This window comes from Streptomyces sp. NPDC047049, from assembly GCF_040643995.1.
Classification (GTDB): domain Bacteria; phylum Actinomycetota; class Actinomycetes; order Streptomycetales; family Streptomycetaceae; genus Streptomyces; species Streptomyces mooreae.
In genome coordinates this window covers 124,036-141,660 of sequence record NZ_JBEYVM010000010.1, presented here as the reverse complement: position 1 = coordinate 141,660, position 17,625 = coordinate 124,036, and the positions used below count along the sequence as shown (strand labels likewise).

Annotated in this window: 16 protein-coding genes; 12 read left to right on the top strand and 4 right to left on the bottom strand. The window is 71.3% G+C overall.

Annotated elements, in window-relative coordinates; translation table 11 throughout:
• The first annotated feature begins 28 nt into the window (after nt 1-28).
• From ABZ851_RS22680 to ABZ851_RS22645, 8 genes are all read left to right on the top strand, one after another.
• On the top strand, nt 29-403 hold the full coding sequence (locus tag ABZ851_RS22680) for an FKBP-type peptidyl-prolyl cis-trans isomerase (RefSeq protein ID WP_018087767.1): 375 nt from the start codon (nt 29-31) through the stop codon (nt 401-403).
• Between the two features lie 164 nt (nt 404-567).
• Nucleotides 568-1,536, top strand: coding sequence for a WYL domain-containing protein (locus tag ABZ851_RS22675; protein WP_361130475.1), 969 nt, complete (start codon nt 568-570; stop codon nt 1,534-1,536).
• Nucleotides 1,537-1,552: 16 nt separating this feature from the next.
• Nucleotides 1,553-2,503, top strand: coding sequence for a WYL domain-containing protein (locus tag ABZ851_RS22670; protein WP_361130472.1), 951 nt, complete (start codon nt 1,553-1,555; stop codon nt 2,501-2,503).
• 58 nt (nt 2,504-2,561) lie between these two features.
• Entirely contained in the window at nt 2,562-2,822 is a 261-nt protein-coding gene (locus tag ABZ851_RS22665) for a hypothetical protein (RefSeq protein WP_336050375.1), read from the top strand.
• Nucleotides 2,823-2,839: 17 nt separating this feature from the next.
• Entirely contained in the window at nt 2,840-3,043 is a 204-nt protein-coding gene (locus ABZ851_RS22660; RefSeq protein ID WP_361130468.1) for a hypothetical protein, read from the top strand.
• A gap of 221 nt (nt 3,044-3,264) precedes the next feature.
• Nucleotides 3,265-3,564 (top strand): Sec-independent protein translocase subunit TatA, encoded by a 300-nt coding sequence (tatA, locus tag ABZ851_RS22655; RefSeq protein WP_361130465.1) that lies wholly within the window; start codon nt 3,265-3,267, stop codon nt 3,562-3,564.
• Between the two features lie 65 nt (nt 3,565-3,629).
• Nucleotides 3,630-4,592 (top strand): twin-arginine translocase subunit TatC, encoded by a 963-nt coding sequence (gene tatC / locus ABZ851_RS22650; protein ID WP_361130462.1) that lies wholly within the window; start codon nt 3,630-3,632, stop codon nt 4,590-4,592.
• A 213-nt stretch (nt 4,593-4,805) separates the two neighbouring features.
• Entirely contained in the window at nt 4,806-7,622 is a 2,817-nt protein-coding gene (locus tag ABZ851_RS22645; protein ID WP_361130459.1) for a DEAD/DEAH box helicase, read from the top strand.
• Between the two features lie 98 nt (nt 7,623-7,720).
• On the opposite strand, the gene ABZ851_RS22640 is transcribed toward ABZ851_RS22645, so the two are convergent.
• Both ABZ851_RS22640 and ABZ851_RS22635 read right to left on the bottom strand, forming a co-directional pair.
• Entirely contained in the window at nt 7,721-8,578 is an 858-nt protein-coding gene (locus tag ABZ851_RS22640; RefSeq protein WP_361130456.1) for a siderophore-interacting protein, read from the bottom strand.
• Nucleotides 8,579-8,629: 51 nt separating this feature from the next.
• Nucleotides 8,630-9,544, bottom strand: coding sequence for a 5'-3' exonuclease (locus ABZ851_RS22635; protein WP_361130704.1), 915 nt, complete (start codon nt 9,542-9,544; stop codon nt 8,630-8,632).
• A gap of 227 nt (nt 9,545-9,771) precedes the next feature.
• On the opposite strand from ABZ851_RS22635, the gene ABZ851_RS22630 reads away from it, so the two are divergent.
• From ABZ851_RS22630 to ABZ851_RS22620, 3 genes are all read left to right on the top strand, one after another.
• Nucleotides 9,772-11,031, top strand: a complete 1,260-nt coding sequence (locus ABZ851_RS22630) for a betaine/proline/choline family ABC transporter ATP-binding protein (protein WP_361130453.1) — start codon at nt 9,772-9,774, stop codon at nt 11,029-11,031.
• Nucleotides 11,024-13,633, top strand: coding sequence for an ABC transporter permease/substrate binding protein (locus tag ABZ851_RS22625; RefSeq protein WP_361130450.1), 2,610 nt, complete (start codon nt 11,024-11,026; stop codon nt 13,631-13,633). The genes ABZ851_RS22630 and ABZ851_RS22625 overlap by 8 nt, the downstream gene beginning before the upstream one ends.
• A 103-nt stretch (nt 13,634-13,736) precedes the next feature.
• On the top strand, nt 13,737-14,510 hold the full coding sequence (locus tag ABZ851_RS22620) for a helical backbone metal receptor (RefSeq protein ID WP_361130701.1): 774 nt from the start codon (nt 13,737-13,739) through the stop codon (nt 14,508-14,510).
• Nucleotides 14,511-14,599: 89 nt separating this feature from the next.
• On the opposite strand, the gene ABZ851_RS22615 is transcribed toward ABZ851_RS22620, so the two are convergent.
• On the bottom strand, nt 14,600-15,748 hold the full coding sequence (locus tag ABZ851_RS22615) for a TDT family transporter (RefSeq protein WP_361130447.1): 1,149 nt from the start codon (nt 15,746-15,748) through the stop codon (nt 14,600-14,602).
• An 86-nt stretch (nt 15,749-15,834) separates the two neighbouring features.
• Here ABZ851_RS22615 and ABZ851_RS22610 point away from each other — a divergent pair, with 86 nt between their 5' ends.
• Nucleotides 15,835-16,767 (top strand): LysR family transcriptional regulator, encoded by a 933-nt coding sequence (locus ABZ851_RS22610; RefSeq protein ID WP_361130444.1) that lies wholly within the window; start codon nt 15,835-15,837, stop codon nt 16,765-16,767.
• Nucleotides 16,768-16,891: 124 nt separating this feature from the next.
• On the opposite strand, the gene ABZ851_RS22605 is transcribed toward ABZ851_RS22610, so the two are convergent.
• Nucleotides 16,892-17,590: a gamma-glutamyl-gamma-aminobutyrate hydrolase family protein gene (locus ABZ851_RS22605; protein WP_361130441.1), complete on the bottom strand. Its 699-nt coding sequence runs from the start codon at nt 17,588-17,590 to the stop codon at nt 16,892-16,894.
• Nucleotides 17,591-17,625: the final 35 nt, after the last annotated feature.

The following is a 17,625-nucleotide window of genomic DNA, read 5'->3' as shown; positions in this document are numbered from 1 at the left end:
GTAAAGATTCGTAAGTAGGAGCACATTCGTGAGCATCGACAAGCCCGAGATCGACTTTCCTGAGGGACCGGCTCCCACCGAGCTCGAGATCGTGGACCTGACGGAGGGCGACGGGCCGGTCGCCAAGGCCGGGGACACCGTCTCCGTCCACTACGTCGGCGTGTCGTTCAGCACCGGCGAGGAGTTCGACGCCAGCTGGAACCGCGGCAAGCCGCTGCAGTTCCAGCTGGGTGCCGGCCAGGTCATCGCCGGCTGGGACCAGGGCGTGCAGGGCATGAAGGTCGGCGGCCGCCGCCGGCTGACCATCCCCGCGCACCTCGCGTACGGCGACCGCGGTGCCGGCGGCGGCCGGATCGCCCCGGGCGAGACGCTGATCTTCGTCTGCGACCTGGTCTCCGTCTGAGACCGTTGCCGGTCGCGGTGCGCGACCGCCGCTGACGTTTCCGAGGGCCCGTGCCGTGACGGCACGGGCCCTCGGGCGTGTCCGCCCGCTTCCCCGTCCGGCTTTGCCCTGACCTCCCCGAGCGGTACGGTCAACGATCGGGAGTTCAACGAGAAAGGGCGTCGATGGCCATTGCCAAGGCCGAGCGGCTGATGAATCTGGCGCTGTGCCTGCTGGGGACGCGACGCCCGCTGACCAAGCGTGAGCTGAGGTCGTCCATCGAGGCCTATATCGAGGCCGGCAGCGACGACTCGTTCAACCGCATGTTCGAGCGCGACAAGGATGATCTGCGCGAGCTCGGCCTGGTCATCGAGACCGTCGAGGGCATCGAGGGCGACATCGGCTATCTCGCCCGCCGCGACAGCAACCGCCTGCCCCCGATCACCCTGGACGCCGAGGAGGCCGCCGCCCTCGGGCTCGCCGCGAAGATCTGGCAGCAGGCCCGGCTGGCCGGCGCCGCCAGCGGCGCGCTCCAGAAGCTGCGCGCGGCGGGTATGCCGCTGGCCGGGGACGGTGCGGACTACGACGCCGGGCAGCCGCACAGCGCCCTGGAACCCCGTATCCCCGCTCATGAAGCCGCCTTCGAGCCGTTGATGCTGGCCTGCCGGGACCGCCGCCCGGTCGTCTTCGACTACCGCAAGTCGAACGCCGCCCGCCCTGAGCAGCGGCAGGTCGAACCGTGGATCCTGGAGTGCTGGCGGGGCCATTGGTACGTCGCCGGCTGGGACCGCGAGCGCAAGGCGGAGCGGGTCTTCCGGCTTTCGCGGATCACCGGCAAGGTCCGTTCCCGGCAAGGGGCGTTCACGGCGCCGGTACCCGATCACGTCACCGTCCGCGAGACCGTCGAGAGCTGGGCCGGGGAGACCGCGACCGGCACCGCCAGGATCAGGCTCCGCGCCGAGCACGGCTATCCGCTGCGCGCCCGCGCGCTCACCGTCCGCGAGCTGGGCGGCGGCTGGGACGAGCTGGAGATCCCCAACGGCCATGGCCTCGACGCCTGGCTGGTGGAGTTCGGGCCCGATGTGGTCGTACTGGAACCCGCGGAACTGCGCGCCGAGGTCATCGACCGGCTGCGTGCCGTGGCCAAGGGCTGAGAGGAACACGAGACCCATGGCGACGAACGCGATCGACCAGACCCGCCGGATGCTGTCCCTGGTGACCTATCTGCGCGAGCGCCCCGGCGCCCACGTCGGCGACGTCGCCCGCGCCTTCGGCATCACCGAGGACGAGCTGATCGCCGACCTCGACGTCCTGCCGATGTGCGGGACGAGCTTCCGCGGCGGCGACCTCCTCGACATCGACACCGACGGCGACCGCATCTGGTGGCACAACCCCGACGACGTCGCCGAGCCGCTGCGGCTGGCGGCCGACGAGGCGACCGCGCTGCTGGTCGCGGCCCGCGCGGTGGCCACGCTGCCCGGACTGCGCGAAGGCGACCGGCAGGCGCTGCTGCGGGCCACCGCCAAGCTGGAGGCGGCGGCCGGCGAGGCGGCCGGTGCCAGTGCCCGGCTGTCGGTGACCTTCGAGTCCGAGGGCGGCGTCTTCGCCGACGTGGACCGCGCCATCGCCGAGCGGCGGCGGCTGTGGCTGCGGTACTACTCTCCGGCCCGCGACGAACTGACCGAGCGTGAGGTCGACCCGATCCGGCTGTTCGCCGTCGGCCACACCTACATGGAGGCGTGGTGCCGGCTCTCCGAGGCCCGGCGCACCTTCCGGCTCGACCGGGTCGCCGAGATCAAGCTGCTGGACGCCCCCGCCGACCCGCCGCCGGTCGAGCTGCGCGACCTGTCGGAGGGACTGGTGCAGCCCGCGGCCGAGGACCCCGAGGTGTCCATCGAGGTCGGGCCCGGCGGCCGCTGGGTCGCCGAGTACTACCCGCACGACAGCGCCGAGGAGCTTCCCGACGGCGGACTGCGCATCACGCTGCGCACGCCCGACCCGGCCTCGCTGCGGCGGCTGGCGCTGCGCCTGGGCCGCGACGGCCGGATCGTGGCGCCGCAGGAGCTCGCGGACAGTGCGCGGCAGGCCGCCGATCAGGCGCTCGCGGCGTACGGCGAGTGAAGGCGGGGCACCCGGTGGCGCACCGCCGTGCGCAGGGAGCAGGAGACGGCAGCGAAGGATGACGACCACGATGGTGACCACCACCCTGGCGGGCATGAGCGCGCCGGTGCTCTTCAAAGCGGCCTGCCCGGACTGCCGGGGCCGTTTCGAGCTGGCCTCGGACGCCTTCCGGCTGGCGATCGGCGCCAGCAGCCGCACCACCTTCTACTCCTTCACCTGCCCCGACTGCCGCCGTGCGGTGCGCAGACCGGCCGGTGAGCGGATCGTCGAGCTGCTGACCGGCGGCGGGGTCCGCACGCTGCGGCTGCACACGCGCTGACCGATAGGCTCGTCCCCATGCTCTGGCCCATGATCGCAATCGCCCTCGGCTTCGCCGGGATCGCCGTGCTCGGCGTCCTGGCCGTACGTGTCTTCGCCGAGGTGCGGCGGCTCGCCCGCCAGGTCGGAGCGACGTCCGAGCGGATCCAGCGGGCTGCCGAGGATCTTGAGCGGGCGGCCGTTCCGCTGGCGTCCCGGACGCACGAGGCCGGGCGGGACTGAAGAGGTAGCCGAAGGCGTCGGCGCTCTGCTGCCGGGCCGGGCGGAGAGGTACGCTGCATCAGCGGTTCAGACAGCACGGCGCCCGCGGCAATCACGAGTACGCGAGGGGATTGCCCGGCGTTCACCACCGAACGTTACGATCGTGCGAGCACCAGGAAGCCAGTCCGACCCTATCGGCAGGCACCACAGCAGACGCCGCCCCGGCGAGAAGGTAGTCGCAGATGCTCAGCAACCTGAGGGCCCCCGAGATCATCCTGATCCTCGTCGTGATTGTGCTGCTCTTCGGCGCGAAGAAACTTCCGGACATGGCGCGGTCGCTCGGCAAGTCGGCCCGCATTCTCAAGAGTGAAGCCAAGGCGATGAAGAAGGACGGCGATGCGGACGGCGGTGCCACGGCCGGCACCACGTCCGAGGCGCCCGCAGATGCCGCGCAGCAGGCTCCTCGTACGATTCAGGCAGCCCCCGGTGATGTGAACAGCTCGCGCCCGGTGGCCGAGCCGCACCGCACCAACCAGAGCTGAGCCGAACCGATCCAGCCGCACCGATCCGTTTCGGGAGAGGCTGACGCACGAGACGAGGACGTGGGTTGCCCAAGTCTGCCCGCAAACAGGAGAAGGACCCCGAGGGGCGGATGCCGCTGGCGGCGCATCTGCGGGAGCTGCGCAACCGGCTGCTGAAGTCGGTACTGGCGATGGGTGTGATCACCGCCATCGCCGCGTGGCAGTACGAGGCCATCGCCCAATTCATCACAGGCCCGACCATCAATTCGGTCGGCTGCGCCAAGGGCGGCACGATCGGGCCGCACGATCATCCCTGTGCCCAGATCGTTGCGAACGGTCTGCTCGCACCGTTCACGATCATGCTCAAGATCTCCCTCACGACGGGTGTCGTCGCTTCCAGCCCGGTGTGGCTCTACCAGCTCTGGGCCTTCCTCGCGCCGGGTCTGCACCGCCACGAGAAGAAGTACGCGCTGAGCTTCGTCGGCGCCGGAGTGCCGCTCTTCCTCACCGGCGCCTACCTCGCCTACGCGGTGCTGCCCACCACGGCCGCCGCCCTGCTCGGCCTGACCCCGGAGCACTGGTCCAACCTCTTCCCGGCCGACGACTTCTTCGACATCGTCACGCGCATGATCGTGGTCTTCGGTCTCGCCTTCGAGCTGCCGCTGCTCCTGGTGCTGCTCAACTTCGGCGGGGTGCTGACCGGCCGTCGGATCCTGAGCTGGTGGCGGTTCATGGTGCTGGGCATCACGGTCTTCGCGGCCATCGCCACCCCGACCGGTGACCCGCTGACCATGGGGCTGCTGGCGGCTCCGATCGTGGTGCTGTACTTCGGCGCCGTCGGCATCTGTCTGGTCAACGACCGCCGCCGCAGGCGGGGCAACCCGGACACGGAGCTGAGCGACGACGAGGCCTCGGAGCTCGATCTGACGCCTTCCGGGGTCGGTGAGATCGAGCCGGTCTCCTCCGGCCGGATGCTGCCGGAACAGGCGAGCGGTGAGGCGGCCGACGGCGAGACGCGGGCCCGTGGAGGGTACGACGACGTGACGTGACGGCCGGTTACCTGACTTGGCACGCCGCCCTGGCCGGCGGGTGACGGTCCCCGTGCTCCATGAGCCGGGGGCCGTTCGTCGTGAGGGGCCGCTTCCGGCCCGCCCCGGCGCCCGTCCCTGCGGCGCCGCACGGCGCTGCCGGTGCCCGTTCGGTAAAGGGCCGCCATAAAGATCCGGTCGTTGTCAGAGGTGGCCGGTAGGCTCGTAAGCACGATGACCGAGGACATGTCCCCTGCTGAGCGCTATGCCGCCGCCAAGCTCCGGGCGGCCGAGCAGGCCACCGCACTCGCCCCTTTCCGAGAGATGTACGACTTCGGGCTGGACCCGTTCCAGGTCGAGGCGTGCCAGGCCCTGGAGGCCGGCAAGGGCGTGCTGGTCGCGGCCCCTACCGGATCCGGAAAGACGATCGTCGGCGAATTCGCCGTCCACCTGGCCCTGGAGCAGGGCCGAAAATGCTTCTACACCACGCCCATCAAGGCGCTGTCCAACCAGAAGTACCAGGATCTGGTGAAGCGGTACGGCGCCGAGAAGGTCGGTCTGCTGACCGGCGACAACAGTGTCAACTCCGAGGCTCCGGTGGTCGTGATGACCACCGAAGTGCTGCGGAACATGCTCTATGCCGGCTCCCAGTCGCTGGTCGGCCTCGGCTATGTGGTGATGGACGAGGTGCACTACCTCTCCGACCGCTTCCGTGGCGCCGTCTGGGAAGAGGTGATCATCCATCTGCCCGAATCGGTGACGCTGGTGTCACTGTCGGCGACGGTCTCCAACGCCGAGGAGTTCGGCGACTGGCTGGACACCGTCCGTGGTGACACGGCCGTGATCGTCTCCGAGCACCGCCCGGTGCCGCTGTGGCAGCACGTCCTCGCGGGCCGCCGGATATACGACCTGTTCGAGGAGCGGGACGGGCAGAGCGGCGGCCGCCGCGAGGTCAATCCCGATCTGGAGCGGCTGGCGCGGATGGAGAACAGCCGGCCGACGTTCGGCCGGGACAAGCGCCGGGGCCGCAATCTGCGCGAGGCGGACCGTGAGCGCGAGCGGCGCCAGCGTGCCCGGATCTGGACGCCCGGCCGGCCCGAGGTCATCGACCGCCTCGACAACGAAGGCCTGCTGCCCGCGATCACCTTCATCTTCAGCCGCGCCGGCTGCGAGTCCGCCGTCCAGCAGTGCCTGTATTCGGGCCTGCGGCTCAACGACCAGGAGGGCCGTGAGGAGGTCCGCCGCATAGTGGAGGCGCGGACGGCCGGCATCCCGGACGACGACCTCCATGTGCTGGGCTACTTCGAGTGGCTGGAGGGCTTGGAACGGGGCATCGCGGCGCACCACGCCGGCATGCTGCCGACGTTCAAGGAGGTCGTCGAGGAGCTGTTCGTCAGGGGTCTGGTCAAGGCCGTCTTCGCCACCGAGACGCTGGCGCTGGGCATCAACATGCCCGCGCGTTCCGTGGTGTTGGAAAAGCTGGTGAAGTGGAACGGCGAGCAGCACGCCGACATCACCCCCGGTGAGTACACCCAGCTGACCGGCCGCGCCGGTCGCCGCGGGATCGACATCGAGGGCCATGCGGTGGTGCTGTGGCAGCGGGGGATGAACCCGGGCGCGCTGGCCGGGCTCGCCGGGACGCGTACGTATCCGCTGCGGTCCTCCTTCAAGCCGTCGTACAACATGGCGGTCAACCTCGTCTCGCAGTTCGGCAGGCACCGTTCGCGGGAGCTGCTGGAGATGTCCTTCGCGCAGTTCCAGGCCGACAAGTCGGTGGTCGGGATCTCGCGGCAGGTGCAGAAGAACGAGGAGGGGCTGGAGGGCTACCGCGGCTCGATGACCTGCCATCTCGGCGACTTCGAGGAGTACTCCCGGCTGCGGCGGGAGCTGAAGGAGCGGGAGACGGAGCTGGCCAAGCAGGGCGCGGCTCAGCGGCGGGTGGCGGCCGCGGCGGCGCTGGAGAAGCTGAAGCCCGGCGACGTCATCCATGTGCCGACCGGCAAATACGCGGGCCTCGCGCTGGTCCTCGACCCCGGTATGCCGTCGGGCCGGACCAACGGCCATCGCGGCTTCGAGGCGCAGGACGGCCCGCGTCCGCTGGTGCTGACCGCCGAGCGGCAGGTCAAGCGGCTGGGGTCGATCGACTTCCCGGTGCCGGTCGAGGCGCTGGACCGGATGCGGATCCCCAAGTCCTTCAACGCCCGCAGCCCGCAGTCGCGCCGCGATCTGGCCTCGGCGCTGCGGACGAAGGCAGGACACCGGGTGCCGTCGCGGCACCGCAAGCCCCGCTCGGCGGCGGCCGACGACCGTGAGATCTCCCGGCTGCGGACGGAGATCCGGGCGCACCCCTGCCATGGCTGTGCCGAGCGCGAGGACCACGCCCGCTGGGCGGAGCGCTATCACCGGCTGCTGCGCGACACCCGCCAGTTGGAGCGCCGGATCGAGGGGCGGACGAACACCATCGCCCGTACCTTCGACCGGATCTGCGCCCTGCTGACCGAGCTGGACTACCTCGAGGGCGACACGGTCACGGACGAGGGCCGCCGCCTGGCCCGGCTCTACGGCGAGCTGGATCTGCTGGCGAGCGAATGCCTGCGCGAGGGGGTCTGGGAGGGCCTGGGCCCGGCGGAGCTGGCGGCCTGCGCCTCGGCGCTGGTGTACGAGGCACGGCAGGCGGACGACGCGGTGGCACCCAAGCTGCCGGCCGGCAAGGCCAGGGACGCGCTGGGCGAGATGGTCCGCATCTGGGGCCGGCTGGACGCCCTGGAGGAGGACCACAAGATCAACCAGGCGGAGGGCGTCGGTCAGCGCGAGCCGGACCTCGGCTTCGCCTGGGCCGCGTACCGCTGGGCCTCCGGCTTCGGCCTCGACGAGGTCCTGCGGGAGGCGGAGATGCCCGCCGGTGACTTCGTCCGCTGGTGCAAGCAGCTGGTCGACGTCCTCGGCCAGATCGCCGCGGCCGCCCCGCCCGGGGGCACGGTGGCGCGTACCGCCCGCAAGGCCATGGACGGTGTGCTGCGCGGCGTGGTGGCGTATTCGTCGGTGGGCTGAGCGGCAGGGCCGGACCGGCCCGGCAGTGCGACGGCGCCGCACCCCCGTTCGGAGGGGTGCGGCGCCGTCCGCACTCGCCCGGAAGACCGGGCAGGGCGTCAGGAGGCCGTGGCCGGCGCTGACTCCTGTTCGGCCTCGACCTGCTGGTTCCAGTCGCGCTTGGCGGCCTGCCAGCCGTCCTCGTTGTGGCCGGTGCGCCAGTAGCCGGAGACGGACAGGGCCTCACGGGGGACCGCGTGCTCGACGCGGAGCAGATGGCGCAGCTCCTTCACGAACCCGGCCTCGCCGTGCACGAACGCCTGGACCCGGCCGGCCGGGAACTCCAGCGCCCGTACGGCGGCGACCAGTTCACGGCCGACCGGCGCGGCACCCCGGTAGAGCCAGGTGACCTCGGCACCGGGCGGTACCTCCAGTTCCTGACGCTCCTCCGGGCCCGCCACCTCGATGAAGGCGTGCACCGGCACCCCCGCGGGCATCCGGGCCAGGGAGGCCGCGATGGCCGGCAGCGCGCTCTCGTCGCCCGCCAGCAGGTGCCAGTCGGCGCTCGCCTCGGGGACGTAGGCGCCGCCGGGGCCCAGCAGGAAGATCTCCTGGCCGGGCTTCGCCGCGGCCGCCCACGGCCCGGCCAGGCCCTCGTCGCCGTGCACCACGAAGTCCACGGTCAGCTCGCGGGTTCCGGCATCCCAGGCGCGCACGGTGTAGGTACGGGTGCTGGGCCACTGGTCGCGCGGGAAGTCGGCGCGGATCTGCGCGATGTCGAACGGCTCGGGGTAGCTGACGCCGGGCAGCGGAAAGACCAGCTTCACGTAATGGTCGGAGTATTCGCCTGACGTGAACTCCGCCAGCCCGTCACCGCCCAGCACCACGCGGACCATGTGCGGGGTGAGCTGCTCGGTGCGCTCCACCCGGGCGCGGTGCAGGGTGGGCTTCTTGCGGGACGGACGCTCTGCTGCCACGGCAATCTCCCCTGATGCGTGATTTATTAGGTTTACCTAACCTAACAGGTGTCAGCGGCGGAGGGTGAGGAGCAGGCGCTGCAGGGCGCCGCCGAGGCCCCATTGGGCGGCCAGCGCCTCCAGGCGCTCGGGGTCGGCCGGTTCGGCCGGCAGGGTGTGGTCGACGGCGGGGACGGGCACGTCGGCGGCCACCTTCACGACCTTGGGGGCGACGGCCAGATAGGGGCGGGCCTCCAGCAGCCGCTTGCGCTGGGCGGGGGTCACCTTCGAGGCCGGGTCGTCGGCGGCGGCCAGGATGCCGGCCAGGTCGCCGTAGGTGGCCAGCAGTTTGGCGGCGGTCTTCTCGCCGATGCCCGGTACGCCGGGCAGGCCGTCGCTGGGGTCGCCGCGCAGCAGCGCCAGATCGGCGTAACCGGGGCCGTCCACCCCGTACTTCTCGCGCAACAGGGCCTCGTCGGTGACCTGGAGGGTGCCGACGCCCTTGAGCGGATAGAGGATGCGGATGCCGCGCCGGTCGTCGACGAGCTGGAAGAGGTCGCGGTCGCCGGTGACGATGTCCACGGGGCCCTTCGCCTGTGCGGTCAGGGTGCCGATGACGTCGTCGGCCTCGTAGCCGGCCGCCCCGATGCGGGCGATGCCCAGGGCGTCCAGGACGTCCTCGATGACCGGGACCTGCGGCGAGAGGGTGTCGGGGATCTCCTCCTCGTCGGGCTCCGCGGAGCCGGCCGGGGCTTCCTCGGCGACCCGGTGCGCCTTGTACGAGGGGATCAGATCGACCCGCCACTGCGGGCGCCAGTCGAAGTCCATGCAGGCGACCAGGTCGTCGGGGTGGTGGTCCTGGACGAGCCGGGCGATGAAGTCCAGCAGGCCGCGCACCGCGTTCACCGGGGTGCCGTCCGGGGCCTTGACTGATTCCGGTACCCCGAAATAGGCGCGGAAGTAGAGAGAGGCGGTGTCGAGGAGCATCAGGCGTCGAGTCACATCCCGCATCTTGCCGTATGCCCCATACGTCACGCGGATGTGAGTTGAATCACTGACTTGTTTGAGCCAGATAAAGAAGGGCAGACGCGCAACCGGAGTGGACCCGGTCGAGATTCAACCTTTCGACCGGTAAAGGCGGGCGGAACCCGTGCCGCTCCACGACCTGGCTACGGGGGTGGCAGGTCGTCCCTCAATCGACAAGAGAGGCATATGTGGCCAGGCTGCAAGCCGAGCATCTGTACAAGGTGTTCGGCAGACGACCCGAGGACGCGGTCCGCAAGCTCGAAGCTGGCGCCGACCGGGAGGAGCTGCGGGCTGAAGGCACCACCGCCGCGGTGATCGACGCCTCGATCGAGGTCGACGAGGGCCAGATATTCGTCGTCATGGGTCTGTCCGGATCGGGCAAGTCCACCCTGTTGCGCACGCTCAACGGGCTGCTGGAGCCGACCTCGGGAACCGTCCGTTTCGACGGCCAGGACCTGACGTCGCTCAGCGACAAGGAGCTGCGCAAGGTCCGCTCCCAGAAGATCTCCATGGTCTTCCAGCACTTCGCGCTCTTCCCGCACCGCAGCGTGCTGGAGAACGCCGCCTACGGCCTCGAAGTGCAGGGCGTACCGCGCGCCGAGCGCACCGCGCGTGCCACCGAAGCGCTGGAACTCACCGGGCTCAAGGGCTGGGAGAAGTCCTGGCCCGACGAGCTGTCCGGCGGTATGCAGCAGCGCGTGGGACTGGCCCGTGCGCTGGCCACCAACGCCGATCTGCTGCTGATGGACGAGTCCTTCAGCGCACTCGACCCGCTGATCCGCCGCGATATGCAGGACCAGCTGCTGGAGCTGCAGAAGTCGCTGAAGAAGACCATCGTCTTCATCACCCACGACCTGAACGAGGCCATGCGGCTCGGCGACCGGATCGCCGTGATGCGCGACGGCCGGATCGTGCAGATCGGCAGTGCCGAGGACATCCTCGTCACACCGGCCAACGACTATGTCGCCTCCTTCACCCAGGACGTGGACCGCACCCGGGTACTGACCGCGGGCGCGATCATGACCGAGGTCGGGACCGTGCTCGGCGCCACGACCCCGGAGGGCAAGAAGCTCACCACCGCGGCGGAGTTCCGGGCCGCGGCCCCCGCCACGGTCGGGGTCGACACCCCACTGGTCGAGCTGTTCACGCCCTGTTCGACCAGCAGCGTTCCGGTCGCCGTGACCGATGAGCAGGGCACTTTGGCCGGGGCCGTCACGGCCGAGCGGCTGCTGGCCGTCCTCGGGGAGGCCGCGGAGCAGAGCCCGGCCCCGGCCGGCCCCGTCCCGGCCGAGGCCGACGGCCAGACGGCCACGGAGAAGGCCTCGGTGGAGAAGACCCCGGCCGGGAAGACACCGGTGGCGAAGACCTCCGAGCCCACCTCCGAGCCCGCGTCCGGGAACACGTCCACGGACCACGACCCCGAGGACAAGGTGAACGCCGGTGCCTAGGATCCCGATAGGCAGTTGGGCCGACAGCCTGGTCGAATGGCTGCGGGACCACGCCGAGTGGCTTTTCCACTTCGTCACGACCGTGCTGGGCGGCTTCTACGACGGCATCCTCACGGTCCTCTCCGGCCCCACGCCGCTGCTCCTGACGGGCATTTTCGCGGTGATCGCCTGGTGGCTGCGGGGTCTGCCGGCCGCCGTGCTGACCTTCCTCGGCTTCGCCCTGATCGATTCCATCGAGCAGTGGCACCAGACCATGCAGTCGCTCTCGCTGGTGCTGGTGGCCTGCATCATCACGGTCGCGGTCGCCGTCCCCCTCGGTATCTGGGCGGCCCGCAACCGTGCCGTCAGCGGGGCGGTGCGTCCGGTACTGGACCTGATGCAGACGATGCCCGCGATGGTCTACCTGATCCCCGGCATCCTCTTCTTCGGCCTGGGCGCCGTCCCCGGCATCGTGTCCACCATCGTCTTCTCCATGCCGCCCGCGGTCCGCATGACCGAACTGGGCATCCGGCAGGTCGACGGTGAACTGGTCGAGGCCGCCGACGCGTTCGGTACCCATCCGCGGCGCACGCTCTTCCGCGTACAGCTGCCGCTCGCGCTGCCGACGATCATGGCCGGCATCAACCAGGTCATCATGCTGGCGCTGTCCATGGTCGTCATCGCCGGCATGGTCGGCGGTGCCGGTCTCGGCGGCACCGTCTACCTCTCGCTCAGCTCGGTCGACGTGAAGCTGGGCGCGGAGGGCGGTCTCGCGGTCGTCATCCTCGCGGTGTACCTGGACCGGATGACCAGTGCGCTCAACCAGCGGGTCTCCCCGCTGGGCCGGCGCGCGCTGGCCAAGGCGCAGGCCGCGCTCGGCGGCCTGAAGTTCCTCCGGTGGAAGCCCGCGACCTCGCTGGCGACGGTCGCCGTGGTCGTGCTCGCGCTGATCGCCGGCGGGATGAGCGTCGTCGGCAAGGACAAGGGCGGCGGCGCGGGCGGCACCGACGGCAACGGCCGGCCGATCAGCCTCGGCTACGTCAACTGGGACGAGGGCAAGGCCACGACCTTCCTGTGGAAGGAGATCCTCGAACAGCGCGGCTACAAGCCCCGGGCCCAGGCCCTGGACGCCGGCCCGCTCTTCACCGGCCAGGCCCGCGGTGACATCGACGTCCAGACCAACGCCTGGCTGCCGACGACCCACGCGGAGTACTGGAAGAAGTACAAGGACAAGCTCGAGGACCTGGGCGCCTGGTACGACAAGACCTCGCTGGAGATCGCGGTCCCGTCCTACATGAAGGACGTCAAGACCCTGGACGACCTCAAGGGCAAGGGCGGCACCTTCGGCGGCAAGATCACCGGGATCGAGCCGGGCGCGGGCGAGATGAAGATCCTCAAGGACAAGGTCCTCAAGGATTACGGCCTGGGCGGCGAGTACAAGGTCATGGAGTCCAGCACCTCGTCCATGCTCACCGAGCTGGACCGCTCGATCCACGACAAGAAGCCGATCGCCGTCACGCTGTGGTCGCCGCACTGGGCCTACGACAAGTACAAGCTGACCAAGCTCAAGGACCCCAAGGGCTCCTTCGGCTCCGGGGACAGCCTGCACATGCTGGGCCGCAAGGGCTTCTCCCACGACGAGCCGCAGGTCGCCGGCTGGATGAAGAACTTCCACCTGGACGAGAAGCAGCTCACCAGCCTCGAGAGCGCGGTCAAGAACGCCGGTACCGGGCATGAGCAGGAGGGCGTCCGCGCCTGGCTCAAGCAGCACCCGGGCCTGGTCAACAAGCTGGCGCCGTCCGCCAAGGCCCAGTACGCCAAGGGCAAGGACGCGGGCAAGACTCCGACCATGGGCTACCCGGCGTGGGACGAGGGCATCGCCACCACCTACCTCTGGAAGAACATCCTGGAGAAGCGGGGCTACAAGCCCAAGCTGCAGAACCTCGATGTCGGCCCGATGTGGACCGGGTTGTCGACGGGACAGATCGATGTCGAGACCGACGCCTGGCTTCCGGTGGCGCAGAAGCAGTACTGGGACAAGTACAAGAACGATCTCGTCGATGTCGGGGCCTGGTACGACAAGACCTCCCTGGAGATCGCCGTACCGTCCTACGTCAAGGGCGTGAAGACCCTGGACGACCTGCGCAAGCACAAGGACACCTTCGGCGGAAAGATCATCGGTATCGAGCCGGGCACCGGCGAGATGAAGCGCCTCAAGAGCGTGGTGTCTCCCGCGTACGGCCTGGACGGCTTCGACGTCACCGAGGCCGGGACCAGCGCCATGCTCACCGAGCTGGAGCGGGCCTACGCCAAGAAGGAGCCCATCGCGGTGGTCCTGTGGTCCCCGCACTGGGCGTACAGCAAGTACCACCTCACCAAGCTCAAGGACCCCCAGGGCACCTGGGGTGCCAACAACCAGATCAAGACGATCGGCAACAAGAGCTTCCCGGACAAGTTCCCGGAGTTCCACCGCTGGTTGAAGAACTGGAAGATGAGCTCCGATGAGCTCGGCAGCCTGGAGAAGGACATCCAGGCGGCCGGCAAGGGCAACGAGAACAAGGGCGTCCAGAAGTGGATCGATGCCCATCCGGGCATCGTCGACAAGATGGCACCCGTGAAGTAATCCCGCCCTCGGCGCCCACGTCAGTGCGGCGAGCCCCGCCACCGGATCCTTCGGTGGCGGGGCTCGGCCGTTTCCGGCCGGTCCGTGCGAGGCTGGCGCCATGATGAGCCGCACTCCGCCGCGCCGCGTGGTCTCCCTCGTGCCCTCGCTGACGGAGGCGGTCGCCCGCACCGCCCCCGGCCTGCTGGTGGGGGCCACCGACTGGTGCAGCGAGCCGGCCGGGCTCGATGTCGTCCGCATCGGCGGCACCAAGAACCCGGACACCGAGCGGATCGCCGCCCTCGCCCCCGACCTGGTGCTCGCCAACGAGGAGGAGAACCGGGAGCCGGATCTCGCCGCGCTGCGCGCCGCCGGGATCGCGGTGCTGGTCACCGAGGTACGGACCCTGCCGCAGGCGTTCCGGGAGCTGGAGCGGGTCCTCGTCCACGGCTGCGGGCTGGCCCGGCCCCCGTGGCTGGACGCCGCCGAGGCCGCCTGGCGCGAGCTGCCGGTCCCGGCGGCGAGTGGGGTCTCCCCTGCTCGAACGGAGTTGAGAGCTCGGGGAAGGACGGCGGTGGTGCCCGTCTGGCGACGCCCGTGGATGGTGCTGGGCCGGGACACCTTCGCCGGCGACCTCCTGGCCCGGCTGGGCGTCCGCCATCGCTACGCGGACCATGCCGACCGCTACCCCCGTATCCCGCTCGACGCGCTCCTGGCCTGCGGCGCCGACCTCGTGGTGCTGCCCGACGAGCCGTACCGCTTCAGCGCCGAGGACGGTCCCGAGGCGTTCCCGGGCCTGCCCGCCGCGCTGGTCAGCGGCCGGTATCTGACCTGGTACGGGCCGTCCCTGGTACGCGCTCCGGCGGAACTGTCCGGGGCCTTGGCCGCGGCGCGGTGAGGGAGCGTGCGGCCCTGGCCGCGGCCGGGTGAGGGGCGGCGTACGACGGCTGGGTGGTCGCGCGGCGCACGACGGCTGAGGCAGACGCCCTACGAGGTGACCGGCCGGGGCGGCGCGAGCAGGCGGCCGCGGGCCAGGCCGGCGGCGGTCCGGGTCGCGGCCACCGCCACGGCCGTCACAAGGAGCGCGAACAGGCCCACCGCGAGCCAGTCGAAGGCGGTCAGACCGGTGCGCCGGGCCAGCCCCGCCGCGCCCGTGACGCAGGTCCCGAGCGGGAACGTGAAGCCCCACCAGGTCATCGCGAAACCCATGCCGTTGCGGACGGCGCGCACCACCAGCGCGGTGGCGATCGCCAGCCAGAGGAGGGCGAAGCCCATGACCGGGACGCCGTAGAGCACCGCGAAGGCGTCCATGGCGTGCGCGGAAGAGGCGTCCACGACGCCCGGTGCGGCGTGGGCGAGGTTGGCCACCGCGGTGGTGGACTGCCCCAGGGGGCCCAGGACGAGGAACAGGGTCGGGGTGAGCGCGAGGGGGAGCGGGCCGTGGTGGATCAGCCGGGACAGCACGAGCGGCAGGACGAGCAGCGTGGCCAGCAGCGACATGCCGAACAGCGCGTAGCAGGCGAACAGCAGCGCCGTCCGCCACTGGCCGGCCGGCAGATACGGCACGAGGGCCGGGCCCAGTGCCGCCGACACCATGGGAGCGACCAGCGGCAGCAGCCAGACGGGAGAGGCACTGCCCGGCTCGATGCGGTGCCGGGCCACCATCAGGTACGGGATCCCGGCGGCGCAGGTGAGGCCGACGAGGGTGCCCAGGATCCACAGGGTGGCGTCGGCCGCCACCGCGGCCGGTTCGCCGATGACGTCCCGGCCCACGGCGAGCGTGCCGCCGCCGACCGCCAGCAGGGCCATGGCCAGACATCCGTAGAAGGGGGCGACGGCCGGGTCGAGCAGCTGGCGGCGCGCCTGGTCGCCGTGCCGCGCCCAGTGCACGGCCCGCGCGGCCAGCAGCATCAGCAGCATCAGCGCCGACAGCGCCCAGACGGCCTGGAAGGCGGTGTGCAGGCCGGGGGCGGTGAGCGGCAGGACCGTGCCGGCGTTGGCGACGATCGCGGTGCCCATGACGGCGGCGTACCAGTTCGGCCCGAGATGACGGACCGAGGGTGCGGTATCGGGGGTGCCGGGGCCGGTCCCGGCGGCGGTGCCGGGGCGGGAAGGTGCTTGCGCGAGAGATGCCATGGGAACAGCGTCGGCGCCCGCTACGGCCGCCACCAGGGACCTCGTGTCTATGAGGGCATAAGCTGGGGTTATGTGCAGGGGGACTTATGAGTGGTGAGACCGGGCCCGCCGCCGTTTCGCTGGCGCACCGGGTCCCGGACCTCGGTGCGCTGGAGCTGCTGCTCGCCGTCGCCCGGCTCGGGAGCCTGGGGCGGGCCGCCCGGGCGCGGGGCATCTCCCAGCCTGCCGCCAGCAGCCGTATCCGCTCGATGGAGCGGCAGTTGGGAGTGGCGCTGGTCGAACGCTCGCCGCGCGGTTCCCGGTTGACGGATGCCGGGGCCCTGGTGACGGACTGGGCGCGCCGGGTGGTGGAGGCCGCCGAGGCCTTCGACGCCGGTGCGCAGGCGCTGCGGGGGCAGCGCGATTCAAGGCTGCGGGTCGCGGCCAGCATGACCATCGCCGAGTATCTGCTGCCGGGGTGGCTGATCGCCCTGCGCGCGCGGCGGCCCGGGACCGCCGTATCGCTGCTGGCGGGCAATTCCGGCGCGGTGGCCGAGCGGCTGCTGGGCGGGGAAGCGGATCTCGGCTTCGTGGAGGGGCTGCAGGTGCCGGCGGGGCTGGACGGGACGGTCATCGGGCAGGACCGGCTGGTCGTGGTCGCCGCACCGTCGCACCCGTGGGCGCGGCGCCGGGGGGAGCTGACCGTCGCCGAACTCGCCGCCACCCCGCTGATCCTGCGCGAGCGGGGCTCGGGAACCCGCCAGGTGCTGGATGCGGCGCTCGCCCGGCACGGCGGGCTGGCCGAACCGCTCCTCGAACTCGCCTCGACCACCGCGGTGAAGGCGGCCGTGGTGAGCGAGGCGGCACCGTCCGTGCTCAGTGAACTCGCGGTCGGGGAGGAGCTGACCGCGCGCCGGCTGGTCGAGATTCCGGTGCGGGAGCTGCGGCTCGGCCGGGAGCTGCGGGCCGTGTGGCCCGCCGGTCAGCGGCCGGCGGGCCCGGCCCGCGAGTTGCTGGGGCTGACCCGCGCGGCGTCCTGAGCGTGCCGGGCGCACGGGGCACCTTGAGCGTGCCGGGCTCGTGGGGCGCCTTGGGGGTGCCGGGCCCGTGGGGCGTCCTGAACGTGCCGGGCCCGCGGGCCGGCGACGGCCCGGCACGCCCCCGTCACGTGGCGGCGGATGCCTCGCGCGCGGCCGCCACCAGGGCCTCCATCACGCGGGTGTCGTCCCCGGCCTCCGGGTGCCACTGCACCGCCAGGGTGAAGCCGTACGCGCCCGGGAGTTCCACCGCCTCGATGGTGCCGTCCTCCGCGTAGGCGGACGGCACCAGCCCGCGGCCGATCCGGTCCACGGCCTGGTGATGATAGGTCGGCACGGAGACCGGCTCGGGCAGCGTCCGGCCCAGCAGCGTCCCGGGGACCGGTTTGATGTCGTGCCGGTCGAAGACGCCGGGGGCGCCGGCATGCCCGTCGAGGTGCTGGACGAGGGTGCCGCCCAGGACCACGTTCAGCAGCTGGAGGCCGCGGCAGATGCCCAGCAGCGGTACGCCGCCCGCCAAGGCGGCCTCGATCAGGGCCAGTTCCCAGGCGTCCCGGTCCAGGGCGGGCGGACCGGTCCTGGGGTGCGGCTCCGCGCCGTAGCGCGCCGGCTGCACATCCGCGCCGCCGGCGATCACCAGCCCGTCCAGGCGGGCCACGGCCGCGGCCGCCGTGTCCGGATCGCCCGGTGGCAGCAGCGCGGCCAGCCCGCCCGAGCGCTGCACCAGCTTCGGATAACCGGCGGGTACCAGCGCGGCGGGCAGGGCCCACACCCCCCACCGGGCCTCTTCCTGGTACGTGCTGATGCCGATGAGGGGCTGGGACATGGGGTGCGGTCCTCCGTGAGTCGGTGGGGGATGGG

Excerpts from the sequence above, each read along its gene's own strand:
- ABZ851_RS22675 (WP_361130475.1), top strand. The coding sequence starts at position 568 with ATGGCCATTGCCAAGGCCGAGCGGCTGATGAATCTGGCGCTGTGCCTG.
- ABZ851_RS22670 (WP_361130472.1), top strand. The coding sequence starts at position 1,553 with ATGGCGACGAACGCGATCGACCAGACCCGCCGGATGCTGTCCCTGGTG.
- ABZ851_RS22665 (WP_336050375.1), top strand. The coding sequence starts at position 2,562 with ATGACGACCACGATGGTGACCACCACCCTGGCGGGCATGAGCGCGCCG.
- ABZ851_RS22660 (WP_361130468.1), top strand. The coding sequence starts at position 2,840 with ATGCTCTGGCCCATGATCGCAATCGCCCTCGGCTTCGCCGGGATCGCC.
- tatA (WP_361130465.1), top strand. The coding sequence starts at position 3,265 with ATGCTCAGCAACCTGAGGGCCCCCGAGATCATCCTGATCCTCGTCGTG.
- ABZ851_RS22645 (WP_361130459.1), top strand. The coding sequence starts at position 4,806 with ATGACCGAGGACATGTCCCCTGCTGAGCGCTATGCCGCCGCCAAGCTC.
- ABZ851_RS22635 (WP_361130704.1), bottom strand. The coding sequence starts at position 9,544 with ATGCTCCTCGACACCGCCTCTCTCTACTTCCGCGCCTATTTCGGGGTA.
- ABZ851_RS22620 (WP_361130701.1), top strand. The coding sequence starts at position 13,737 with ATGAGCCGCACTCCGCCGCGCCGCGTGGTCTCCCTCGTGCCCTCGCTG.
- ABZ851_RS22615 (WP_361130447.1), bottom strand. The coding sequence starts at position 15,748 with ATGGCATCTCTCGCGCAAGCACCTTCCCGCCCCGGCACCGCCGCCGGG.
- ABZ851_RS22610 (WP_361130444.1), top strand. The coding sequence starts at position 15,835 with ATGAGTGGTGAGACCGGGCCCGCCGCCGTTTCGCTGGCGCACCGGGTC.
- ABZ851_RS22605 (WP_361130441.1), bottom strand. The coding sequence starts at position 17,590 with ATGTCCCAGCCCCTCATCGGCATCAGCACGTACCAGGAAGAGGCCCGG.